The following is an 11573-nucleotide window of genomic DNA, read 5'->3' on the forward strand; positions in this document are numbered from 1 at the left end:
CCGGCCTGTCACGCCGGGGGTCGCGGGTTCGAGTCCCGTCCACTCCGCCAGATTCCTTGTGCAAACCCAGCGTCTGCACAGACAAGAAGCCACCGCAAGGTGGCTTTTTTGTTTCTGCCGCGCACAGCTCGCCTGCATGGCTGCCTCGCTTGGTGGCAGGCAAGCATGTGCGAAAAGCGGGCTTTGCCACAGATTTTTTAAGGGCAAACCCGGAACTTTGCCTCAACATTCGTAACAATAGATGGTGTCCCGATCACGGGACATTCACTTTCACTGCTCCCGCCTTCGTCTCGCCCCATGCGCCTTGCGCCATCGTTCCTGTTTTCCTTGCTGATGCTGTTGTCCATCTTCTGTGGACAGGTGGCGGCGTCGGCATCGTCCGATGGACTGGAAAGCGATGGCTTGCTGGCGCACCACCCCATCGTGACCATCGATGAGGAATTCCTCGAAGAGCTCGCGGAAGTCGAGGAAGACGACGAGACGGAGTTTGCCGAGCTGACGGCACACGGCGGCAATACCCGCCAGCTGCTGGCCCTGCTGGCCTGCGGCGAGGACCGCTCCGCCGAGATGTATTGGCCGCCCGAGCCCATCGCCGTGCAGGTGGTGTCGCTGTGGGCCCCGCCTTCGACCTATTCCCAGGCGCACCTGTCGCCCGCTCCGGGCCAGCTGCTGCGCCCTCCAAGACCTTCCCTGCTCGGCTGACCGCATATTGCGGCGCAGGCATGCCCTGCGCCCCTTGTCGGCTGACGCATCCCACTGCCTGATCACTGCTCGTGCGCGCCTTGCTGGCGTGCATGCCATGCCGTCGTCCGCGCGCTGACTGCGCACGGCCCGGCCATGCCCGTTCCCGCGTTGTCCGCAGGGGAGGGCCCATCTCTTACTCAACCCCTCGACTGTCGTTTCGCGGCAGATGCATGCCATGGTGAATCCAACGGTATTGGCGGGAATGGCCCCCGCTCGTTTTCCATCCTTTTCGCGCAAGGCCTTGCAAGGCGCGATCTGCAGCCTGCTGGTGGGCTGGGGGGCCGGTGCCTCGGCACAGGCATCCCAGCCTCCCATGACCCAGGCGGCACCCGCCGCGGCTGCAGCTGCCGAGGCCGCAGCGGCCCGCGCACCGGTCACGCCTAAGGCCGCATCGACAGCTTCAACGGCTTCCGCGGCTTCGGCCGCCGCACAGCGCCTGCCCCAGCTGAGCCTGAACGAGGTCGTTCGCGCCGTGCTGGACCACAACCCCGATCTGCGCGCTGTCGAGCAGTCGCGGACCACGGCGCGCGCAGGCGTGGTCAGCGCCTCGGCGCTGCCCAATCCCAAGCTTGAATGGAACCAGGGCCGCAACAGCGCCCGCGTGCCCGGCGCGGCGGCCGGCACGGTGCAGGGCTGGGCCGTGGCGTTGCCCATCGAGAACCCCGCCGTGCGCGGTGCGCGCGTGGAGGCCGCCAGGGCAGGCGAGCAGGGGTCGGTGCACTTCGTGGCGACCACGCGCAATGCGCTGGTGGCCCAGGTGCGGCTGCGCGCCTACGAAATGGTGCTGCGCGAGGCGGAGGTCGAGGCTGCCAAGGAGGCGGTGCGCCTTCTGGAGCAGGCCCATGAGCGCGTCCGCGTCCGCGTGGACAGCGGCGAGGCGGCCCGCTACGAAATCATCAAGGCCGATGCCGAAATCATCCAGGCGCGCCAGCAGGAGCAGACCGCAAGGCTGCGCGCCGAGCAGGCGCAGCTGTCGCTGGGCCGCCTGGCCGCAGGCCAGCTGCCCGTGCGCTTCCGCCTGGATGTGTCGCTGGAGGACCCGCTGCGCATCGAGGACATGGGCGAGATCGATCCCATGGAGCATCCCGAACTGCGCCAGCTCAAGGCGGAGGTCGAGCGTGCCCAGGCGCGGCTTGACGGTGCCAAGGCCTCGCGCTGGCCGGGCGTGGAGCTGCGCTACGGCCAGACGCGCGAGCCCGACGTGCGCCTGAACACGGTGGGCGTGAGCATCCAGATCCCCTTGCTCGACCAGCACCGCGGCCCCATCGACGAGGCGGCCTCCGAGCTGGAGCGCGCGCGTCTGCAGCTGGAAGGCCGGCAGATCGAGCTGCGCCAGCAGACGCTGCAGGCCTGGAAGGAGCTGGAGATGGCGCGACTGCGCACCCAGGCACTGAGCCAGGGTTCGGTGCGCGAGGCCGAGTCGGCCCTGCGCGTGGCCGAGGCCGCCTACCGCTTCGGCGAGCGCGGCATTCTCGATGTGCTCGATGCGCAGCGCGTGCTGCGCTCCATCCGTGCAGACCTGCTCGATGCGCGCTACCAGCTGCAGGCGGCGCGCATACAGCTCGAATACCTCGCGGGCCGCTACGACGATCCGTCTGCGCTGTGAAGCGCGCCGTCCCTGCCTCACACCCGAAATCAGAAACGAACATGTCCTTGAATATGCATCCGAAACCCATCGCCGCCCGCGCAGGCAGCAGCACCTTGGTGAACTCCCTGGCCCTGGCCGGCCTGCTGGCCGCAACGCTGGCGCTGAGCGCCTGCGGCAAGAACGAAGAGGCCGAAGCCAAGGCGGCGCCCGCAGCGGCCGCTGCCCAGGAGCAGGACCCGATGGAGGTCCGTGTGACCGCCGAGATGGCACCCAACTTCGCCGTCAAGCCCGTGGCGCAGGCGCAGATCGCGCTGCTGCAGGAGGTGTCCGGCCGCATCGAGGCCAATGAGCGCCAGGTCACCCGCATTGGCGCGGCCGCCACGGGGCGCGTGACCGAGGTGCTGGTCGAAGTGGGCGACCGCGTGCGCGCGGGCCAGGTGCTGGCCCGCGTGGCCAGCCCCGAGCTGACCACCGCCCAACTGGCCTATCTGCGTGCGCACTCCGCCGCCACGCTGGCCGAGCGCGGCGTGGAGCGCGCACGCCAGCTGATCGCCGCTGACGTCATCGGCTCGGCCGAGCTGCAGCGCCGCGAGTCCGAGCTGTCGATTGCCCGCGCCGAGCAGCGCGCTGCCGGCGACCAGTTGCGCCTGATCGGCATTCCCGACAGCGCCATCGCCCAGCTGCGCGACAAGGGCACGCTGCAGTCGCATGCGGCCGTGCTGTCCACAGGGGCCGGCGTGGTGATCGAGCGCAAGGTCAGCTCCGGCCAGGTGACCCAGCCCGGCGATCCGCTGTTCACCGTGGCCGACCTGAGCAGTGTCTGGGTGGTGGGCGCGATTCCCGAGCAGATGGCCAGCGGCGTGCGTGCCGGCCAGGCCGTGGAGATCGCCGTGCCCGCCCTGGGCGAGCGCGTGCTGTCCGGCCAGATCGTGCATGTGGGCGACACCGTGACGCCCGAGACCCGCACCGTCACCATCCGCACCCAGGTGGACAACACCGAGCGCGACCTCAAGCCCCAGATGCTGGCCACCATGCGCATCCAGGGCGAGGTGCGCCAGCTGCTGGCCGTGCCGGCCGAGGCCGTGGTGCGCGAGAACGACCGCGACCATGTCTTCGTCAAGAAGGGCGAGAACCACTACCGCCTCACGCCCGTCGAGCTGGGCACCGCCAGCGGCGGCATGCGCCCCGTGAACAAGGGCGTGGCCGATGGCACGGTCATCGTGACCACGGGCGCCTTCCACCTGAACAACGAGCGCAAGCGCGCAGAGCTGGAGTAAGCCCATGATCGCTTCCATGATCCGGGCCGCACTGAGCCAGCGACTCATCGTGATCGTGCTCTCGCTGGTGCTGTGCGGCTTTGGCCTGCGCGCCGCCATGAATCTGTCGGTGGATGCCTTTCCTGACGTGACCAACGTCCAGGTCCAGGTCGCTACCGAGGCGCCAGGCCGCTCGCCCGAGGAAATCGAGCGCTTCGTGACCGTGCCGCTGGAAATCGCCATGACCGGCATGCCGGGCCTGGTGGAGATGCGCTCGCTCAACAAGAGCGGCCTGTCCATCATCACCCTGGTCTTCACCGATACCACCGACGTGTACTTTGCGCGCCAGCTCGTCACCGAGCGGCTGATGGAGGTCACGCCGCGCATGCCCGAAGGCATCATCCCCGTGCTGGGGCCGGTGTCCACGGGCCTGGGCGAGGTCTACCAGTACACGCTGGACCATCCCGACGACGGCAAGCGGGCCCTCACGCCCGAGGAGCTGACCGAGCGCCGCACCATCCAGGACTGGGTGGCGCGCCCGCTGCTGCGCTCCATTCCCGGCGTGGCCGAAATCAATTCGCAGGGCGGCTACGTCAAGCAGTATCAGGTGGAGGTCGACCCCGGCCGGCTGCGCCACTACGGCCTGTCCGTGCGCCATGTGGTCCAGGCCATCGCGGACAACAACGCCAACGCCAGCGGCGGCATCCTGCCCCAGGTGACCGAGCAGTACCTGATCCGCGCCGTGGGCCTGATCCAGTCGCTGGAGGACATCGGCAACATCGTCCTCAAGCAGGATGGCGGCGTGCCGGTCTTCGTGCGCGATGTGGCCGAGGTCCAGCTGGGCCAGGAAGTGCGCCAGGGCGCCATCATCAAGGGCGGCTATACCGAAGGCGTCTCCGGCATCGTGCTGATGATGCGCGGCGGCAATGCCAAGGAAGTCGTCACCCGCGTGAAGGAGCGCGTGCAGGAGATCAACTCCAAGGGCATGCTGCCCGGCGGCCTGCAGATCGTTCCCTACTACGACCGAACCGACCTGGTCGACTCGGCGCTGTGGACCGTGGGCAAGGTGCTGATCGAGGGCATCCTGCTCGTGGTCGTGGTGCTCTTCGTCTTCCTGGGTGACGTGCGCTCCAGCCTGATCGTGGTGGCCACGCTGATCATCACGCCGCTGACCACCTTCATCATGATGAACCGCTGGGGCATCTCGGCCAACCTCATGTCGCTGGGAGGGCTGGCGATCGCCATCGGCCTCATGGTCGATGCCACCGTGGTGGTGGTGGAGAACGTGTTCCACAAGCTCGGCCAGGCCGGCGACAGCATGGGCGCCCGCGTGCGCACCGTGCTCTCGGCCACCACCGAGGTGGCCACGCCCACCATCTTCGGCATCGCCATCATCATCCTGGTGTTCCTGCCGCTGATGACGCTGCAGGGCATCGAAGGCAAGATGTTCGGCCCCCTGGCGCTGACCATCGCGATCTCGCTGGCGGTCTCGCTGGCCGTGTCGCTGTTTCTGTCGCCCGTGCTGTGCTCGTACTTCCTCAAGGGCGGCGCGGACCATGACACGCGCCTGATCGCCTTCCTCAAGCGCCACTACCTGCGCCTGCTGGACCTGGCCACCGCACGCAACCGCGCCACGCTGGCCGTGGCCGTGGCGCTGCTGCTGGGCTCGCTGGGACTGTTCCCGCTGCTGGGCAAGTCCTTCATGCCCACCATGAAGGAGGGCGCGCTGACGCCGCAGATCAACCGCGTGCCCAGCATCTCGCTGGACGAGTCCATCCGCATGGAAATGGCGGCGATGAAGGCCGTGGCCGAGGTGCCCGGCGTGCTCAGCGTGGTCTCCAAGCTCGGACGCGGTGAATCGCCGGCCGATCCCGCAGGCCCCAACGAGTCCGACCCCATCGTGCTGCTGGACCCCGAGTCCGACCGCACCCAGGACGAGATCGACGAAGACATCCGCCAGCGCCTGTCCTCGATCCCGGGCGTGCAGATCGTGCTGTCCCAGCCGATCTCCGAGCGCGTGGATGAAATGGTCACGGGCGTGCGCTCGCAACTGGCCATCAAGGTCTTCGGCGACGAGCTGGACGATCTGCGCGATGTCTCCGAACAGGTGGCCCGCATCCTCAAGAGCGTGCCGGGCAGCACCGACATCCGTGTCGAGCGGCTGTCAGGCCAGCAGGCGCTGACGGTGGATATCGACCGCAAGGCCATTGCCCGCCACGGCCTGAACGTCACCGACGTGCAGGGCGTGATCGAGTCGGCCATCGGCGGCAAGGACGTGACCACGGTCTACGAGGGCGAGCGCCGCTACAACGTGGTCGTGCGCTTCCCCGAGCCCTTCCGTGGCTCGCCCCAGGCTGTCGGCGCCACCTTGCTGACCACCAGCACCGGCGCGCAGGTTCCGCTCAACAGCGTGGCCCGCATCGAACTGGTGGACGGACCCGCGCAGATCAGCCGCGAAGGCGGCAAGCGGCGCGTGGTGGTGGGCGCCAACGTGGAAGGGCGCGACCTGGGCGGCTTCGTGACCGAAGTGCAGCAGCGCATCGACAAGGAAGTGCAACTGCCCGACGGCTACTACTTCAAGTACGGCGGCCAGTTCGAGAACATGGAGCGCGCCATGGGCACGCTGCAGGTGATCGTGCCGCTGACCATCGTGGCCATCTTCTTCCTGCTGTTCGTTCTGTTCAATTCGGTCAAGCTGGCCGGGCTGATCATCCTGGTGCTGCCTTTCGCCTCCATCGGGGGACTAATAGGCCTGTTCGTCACGGGCGAATACGTGAGCGTGCCGGCATCGGTGGGCTTCATTGCGCTGTGGGGCATTGCGGTGCTCAACGGCGTGGTGCTGGTCAGCTGCATCCGCAAGCTGCGCGAGGATGGAATGGACGTGGCCGAGGCCGTGCGCGAAGGCTGCGTGCAGCGCTTCCGCCCCGTGATGATGACGGCCACCGTCGCGCTGCTGGGCCTGGTGCCCTTCCTGTTCGCCACCGGCCCCGGCTCGGAGGTGCAACGCCCGCTGGCCATCGTCGTGATCGGTGGCCTGATCTCGTCCACCCTGCTTACGCTGGTGGTGTTGCCGACCCTGTACCGCTGGTTTGACGAAAAACCGCTGGAAGCCTGATGAAGGAGACACTGCAATGACCATGAAGGAAATCCGGGCCATCGTGCGCCCCAGCCGCCTGGAGCGCCTGCGCGACGCGCTGCGTGCCATTCCCAACTTCCCCGGCGTGACGCTGTTCCGTGCCGAGGGCTTCACGGCCCCGGCCGCCATCGACAAGCGCAGCGTGAAGGAGGAGTTGACCGACTTCTCCGACAAGATCATGGTCTGCGTGCTGGCCGAGGCCTCCATGGTCGAGCCCATCCGTGCGGCCATCACCACGGCCTGCCATTCGGGCCAGGTCGGCGACGGCCTGGTCTGGGTGGTGGACATCGCCGAGATCCACCGCATACGCGATGGGCAAAGCCTGGCCTGACCCGGGCTTGAGCAGGGCGCCGGAATGCAGGGCGACATAAAAAAGTCATGCATTCCGGAATTGCCCCAAAAACGCTGTGCTACAATTTTTGAATCGCAGCAACGAAGCAGTGCAACGTTGCAGCAAGGGGGTATAGCTCAGCTGGGAGAGCGCTTGCATGGCATGCAAGAGGTCATCGGTTCGATCCCGTTTACCTCCACCAAAATTGAGACTTGGGTATTTACGCAAGTTCTAGGATTGACCCTATCGTCTAGAGGCCTAGGACATCACCCTTTCACGGTGAGTACCGGGGTTCGAATCCCCGTAGGGTCGCCAAGTTTGCAGCACTTGGCTCGAAAGAGCGCAAAAGCTGTCTGCCAGGAGTGGTAGTTCAGTTGGTTAGAATACCGGCCTGTCACGCCGGGGGTCGCGGGTTCGAGTCCCGTCCACTCCGCCAGATTCCTTGTGCAAACCTAGCGTCTGCACAGACAAGAAGCCACCGCAAGGTGGCTTTTTTTCGTCTGCAGGTTGCAGCAGCAGGCCGCGCTCCGTTCGCTTTTCCTGCCTGCGCACCCAGCCCTTCTGCGCCCCCGCGCTGCGCTTGGGGCATCACCAGTCCGTCATGATCCAGGCCCATCATCCATGGCGAGGGAAAGCCATGGGGACGGGAATCCATAGGCACCGGCTGCCGATTTTTCAATGCCGATAGCCGTGTCTTCGTTTGCCTTGGCGGGACGTCTTCCAGACAGGTACGAGATGCCGATCCAGACCCGGTTTTGTCGCCGGAGCTGTTAATGCTTCTCATTTCATGTTCTGGAAAACGTTAAAGGAGCACCACTGCATGCCTTGGTCCCGGTTCAAGTTTCAGCACGTCTGCAAGGCCGCACAGCCCTTGCCGATCCTGTTCCAGGACGCATGGGCCCGGCGAGGTCGGCCGCCGCCATGAAGCCGCCATGAAGCCGGTATGAGGCCGATCTAAGGCCCGACTCCCCAAGTCACGCCGATGCGCATCGGCGTTCACTGATGCCCTGCGGTCAGCGGTTGTGCCGCCGCTTTCCGCCTGTGCCGAGCCCCGTTCCCGTCTTTTTGCACGGGCGGCGCGCCGGCAGTCCATCGACCTGCGGTCGACATTTCCCCTTGACGTTCTTGCCTAGCTTGCGAGAGGAACTGCATCGTGTCCTTGAATCACACACATTCTTCGCTGGAAGAGGTTTTCATTGCTTCGCGTGGACAGTTGGTGAGGGTCGCGCGAAGAATTCTCAGGAATCCTGAACTGGCCGACGACGCCGTGCAGGACACCTATCTGCGCGTTGCCGAAATGCGCAGCGATGCCGAGATCGCCAAGCCCGCCGCCTACTGGACGCGCGCCGTCTGCAACATGGCTCTGGACTACCTGCGCCGCCAGGAGCGCGAGAACAGCTACCGCACCCACGGCGTGGATGTGGAGACGCTGGAGATACCGGACAGCCGCTCGCCCGAGCGCCTTTTGTTCGAGTCCCAGGCCATACGCCTGATCGACCAGGCCCTGGACGAGGTGCCGCCCAAGACCCGCGAGACCTTCGAGCTGTACCGCATCAAGGGCCTCACCCAGCGCCAGATCGCCGAGCACATGGAGTGCGCGCTGGGCCTGGTGAACGCCAGGATTGCCGACGCCTGCAAGGCCATCCATGTCCACCGCTCGCTGCTGGACCACCATTGAACGGTGCAGCCCGGCGCACGACCCGGAACCGGCGCGCACGCGGCGTGAACAGTTTCGGGTTCGGAACGTCATGTTCAACAGAGGCGCAGTGCCGGGTCGCCGCGATCCGGTACTGGCCTCACCGATGTTCAACCGCATAAAGGACGCCTGCATGTCTACAAGCTGCTTCGACCGCGAAGACGAAACCTTCATCGTTCTGGTCAACCACGAGGAACAGTATTCCATCTGGCCGCACTGGAAGGCCGTGCCCGGCGGCTGGACCGCCGTGGAGGGCGTGAAGGGCGACAAGAAAACCGTGCTTGAGTACGTGGACGCCACCTGGACCGACATGCGGCCCAAGTCGCTGCGCGTGTGGATGCAGCAGCAGGAGCAGGCGGGTGCCGGCGCCGCGCTGCAAAGCGATACCGATACCGTGATCGAAACCGCAGCGGGCTGACGCGCATGCACGCGCCGCTGACCCTGCTGTGCCTGCCGTGCGCAGGCGCCAGCGCCACCATGTACCTGCGCTGGCGCAGGCTGCTGCCCCACTGGATCCGCATTGCGCCGGTGGAGCTGCCGGGGCGGGGCAGCCGGCTGGGCGAGCCTGCGGTCGAGGACTTCGGGCAACTGGTCTCGCTGCTGTGCGCCGAGCAGCGCCAGGCCATGCGCGGCCGCTTTGCGCTGCTGGGCCACAGCATGGGCGCGCTGCTGGCCTTCGGCATGGCGCGGCAATTGCGCGAGCAGGGCAGGGAGCTGCCGCTGGCCCTGGTTGCCTCGGGCAGCCCGGCACCGGCCTGCCGCGATCCCGAGCGCTTTGCGGGCAAGGGCGACGATGCGGCGCTGATTGCCGATCTGCGCAGGCAGGGCGGCACGCCCGAAGAGGTGTTTGGCAGCCCCGAGCTCATGCGCATCACGCTGGATGTGCTGGGGTCCGACTACCGCGTCTGCGAGAGCTTCGGCCATGTGCCCGCTGCGGGCCTGCCGCTGCCGGTGCACGTCTTTGCGGGGCGGCAGGACGACATCGAGGCGCCCCGCGTCCAGGCCTGGTCGCAGGAGGCCGCCGGGGCCTTCACGCTGGACTGGTTCGAGGGCGGGCATTTCTTCATCAAGCAGCGCGAAGGCGATGTGCTGGCCGTGCTGGCGCAGCGCCTGGCCGGGTCCCAGTCACTCCAGGGAGGCATCCATGCAGCTCGTGTCCGTGCGTGAGGCCATGAGCCAGGGCATCGAGGTCTTCAGGCTGGACCTGGACCTGTCGGCCGAACTGAGCGACAGCCTGCCGCACCTGACCCCCGAGGAGCGCGGTCGCGCCGCGCGCTTCGTGCGGGCCGCCGACCGGCTGCGCTTCGCACAGACGCGCGCTGCCACGCGGCGGCTGCTGGGGCGCAGGCTGGGCTGCTGCCCGGCCGATGTGCCGCTGGTGGTCGGCGTCCACGGCAAGCCCTTTGTCGACGAGGACCCGCTGCGGGCACCGCTCTTCAATGTCTCGCATTCGGGCGGCCATGCGCTGATCGCGCTGGCCGATCCCGGTGGCGTGCTGCACCTGGGCGTGGACATCGAGCAGCACAAGCCCGACCTCGATGCCGAGGTCATGCTCGACGCCGTCTGCACCGACCAGGAACGCGCCAGCGTGCGCCGTGCGCCTGATCGGCTGGCGGCCTTCTACCAGCGCTGGGTGGGCAAGGAAGCCGTGCTCAAGGCCATCGGCATCGGCGTGGCCGACCACCTGCGCTCCATAGGCATCAGCCCGGGAGGGGACGGACGGCTGGCCATCGCCTGCGCGGTCCCCGACTGGAATGGTTTTCAAGCGATGGCGCTGCCAGCGCCGCCGGGCTACGCGGCAGCTCTTGCGTGGCGCACCAAGGAATCGACATGAACGAAACCCTCCAGCGCTTCGAGCGCAAGGCCCCCGCGGGCTCGCTGCTTCCCCAGCTCATCACGCCCGCCCAGCCGGGCCAGGACCTGCTGGCCGCGCTGCCGCCGCTGCGCCGCGACATCGACGAAGCCCTGCTGACCACGGGCGGCGTGCTGCTGCGCGGCTTTGGCGTGCCCGATGTGGAGACCTTCCAGCGCTTCGCCTCGGCCTTCGGCCATCCGCTGCTCAAGTACGAATTCGCCTCCACGCCGCGCAGCGCGGTCGAGGCCTCCAGCGGCGCGGGCGTCTACACCTCCACCGAATACCCGGCCCACCAGAGCATTCCGCTGCACAACGAGCAGGCCTACACGCGCGAGTGGCCCATGAAGATCTGGTTCCACTGCGTCACCGCCTCGCCCGAGGGCGGCGAGACGCCGATTGCCGACAGCCGTGCGGTCTACCGCCGCATTCCGGCGCGCATTCGCGAGCTGTTCGAGCCCGGCATCCTCTACGTGCGCAACTTCGGCGAGATGGACGTGCCCTGGCAGAAGGTCTTCAACACCGAAAGCCGCGCCGAGGTCGAGGCGTTCTGCCGCCATGCGCGCATGGACTGGGAGTGGAAGGAAGACGACGGCCTGCGCACGCGCCAGCTGTGCCAGGCCATGGAGAGCCACCCCGTCACGGGCGAGATGGTCTGGTTCAACCAGGCCCACCTGTTCCACATCTCGGCGCGCGAGCCCGAGGAGCGCGAGGTGCTGGAGGAGGTCTACGGCATCGAGAACCTGCCGCGCAACACCTTCTTCGCCGACGGCTCCACCATCGGCGACGACATCTTCGCCGAGGTGCGCGCCGCGCTGGATGCCGAGACCGTCAGCTTCCCCTGGGAGCAGGGCGACGTGCTGATGCTGGACAACATGCTCGTGGCCCATGCGCGCTCGCCCTTCAAGGGGCCGCGCAAGGTCATCGTCGCCATGGCCGAGCCGCGCAGCAATCTGGACCGTTTCTGAGA

Annotated in this window: 10 protein-coding genes and 3 tRNA genes; all 13 read left to right on the plus strand. The window is 67.2% G+C overall.

The features are described 5' to 3' along the window. Positions 1 to 333: 333 nt before the first annotated feature. A complete protein-coding gene (locus IAE24_RS25795) occupies positions 334 to 702 on the plus strand; it encodes a hypothetical protein (RefSeq protein ID WP_224986538.1) in 369 nt (122 codons plus the stop codon). 217 nt (positions 703 to 919) lie between these two features. Then, positions 920 to 2350, plus strand: a complete 1431-nt coding sequence (locus IAE24_RS25800) for a TolC family protein (protein WP_199961937.1) — start codon at positions 920 to 922, stop codon at positions 2348 to 2350. Between the two features lie 41 nt (positions 2351 to 2391). Continuing rightward, the gene (locus IAE24_RS25805) at positions 2392 to 3609 is read left to right on the plus strand and encodes an efflux RND transporter periplasmic adaptor subunit (RefSeq protein WP_034395847.1); all 1218 of its coding nucleotides are present in this window, start codon (positions 2392 to 2394) and stop codon (positions 3607 to 3609) included. Positions 3610 to 3613: 4 nt separating this feature from the next. Then, positions 3614 to 6703: an efflux RND transporter permease subunit gene (locus IAE24_RS25810; protein ID WP_013801592.1), complete on the plus strand. Its 3090-nt coding sequence runs from the start codon at positions 3614 to 3616 to the stop codon at positions 6701 to 6703. A 16-nt stretch (positions 6704 to 6719) separates the two neighbouring features. After that, a complete protein-coding gene (locus IAE24_RS25815; protein WP_013801593.1) occupies positions 6720 to 7055 on the plus strand; it encodes a P-II family nitrogen regulator in 336 nt (111 codons plus the stop codon). A 126-nt stretch (positions 7056 to 7181) separates the two neighbouring features. After that, a tRNA-Ala gene (locus tag IAE24_RS25820) sits at positions 7182 to 7257 on the plus strand. Positions 7258 to 7294: 37 nt separating this feature from the next. Next, a tRNA-Glu gene (locus IAE24_RS25825) sits at positions 7295 to 7370 on the plus strand. 44 nt (positions 7371 to 7414) lie between these two features. After that, positions 7415 to 7491 (plus strand) — tRNA-Asp (locus IAE24_RS25830). A 717-nt stretch (positions 7492 to 8208) separates the two neighbouring features. Beyond that, entirely contained in the window at positions 8209 to 8733 is a 525-nt protein-coding gene (locus tag IAE24_RS25835; protein ID WP_043824402.1) for a sigma-70 family RNA polymerase sigma factor, read from the plus strand. A 151-nt stretch (positions 8734 to 8884) separates the two neighbouring features. Further along, on the plus strand, positions 8885 to 9169 hold the full coding sequence (locus IAE24_RS25840; protein ID WP_065347997.1) for an MbtH family protein: 285 nt from the start codon (positions 8885 to 8887) through the stop codon (positions 9167 to 9169). A gap of 5 nt (positions 9170 to 9174) precedes the next feature. Next, entirely contained in the window at positions 9175 to 9918 is a 744-nt protein-coding gene (locus IAE24_RS25845) for a thioesterase II family protein (RefSeq protein WP_199961938.1), read from the plus strand. Then, complete coding sequence (locus IAE24_RS25850) at positions 9896 to 10585, plus strand: 4'-phosphopantetheinyl transferase family protein (protein WP_199961939.1); 690 nt, start codon at positions 9896 to 9898, stop codon at positions 10583 to 10585. Before IAE24_RS25845 ends, IAE24_RS25850 begins: the two co-directional genes overlap by 23 nt. Then, on the plus strand, positions 10582 to 11571 hold the full coding sequence (locus IAE24_RS25855; RefSeq protein ID WP_016450666.1) for a TauD/TfdA family dioxygenase: 990 nt from the start codon (positions 10582 to 10584) through the stop codon (positions 11569 to 11571). Before IAE24_RS25850 ends, IAE24_RS25855 begins: the two co-directional genes overlap by 4 nt. Positions 11572 to 11573: the final 2 nt, after the last annotated feature.

This window comes from Delftia sp. S65 (assembly GCF_016516495.1).
GTDB lineage: Bacteria > Pseudomonadota > Gammaproteobacteria > Burkholderiales > Burkholderiaceae_C > Comamonas > Comamonas acidovorans.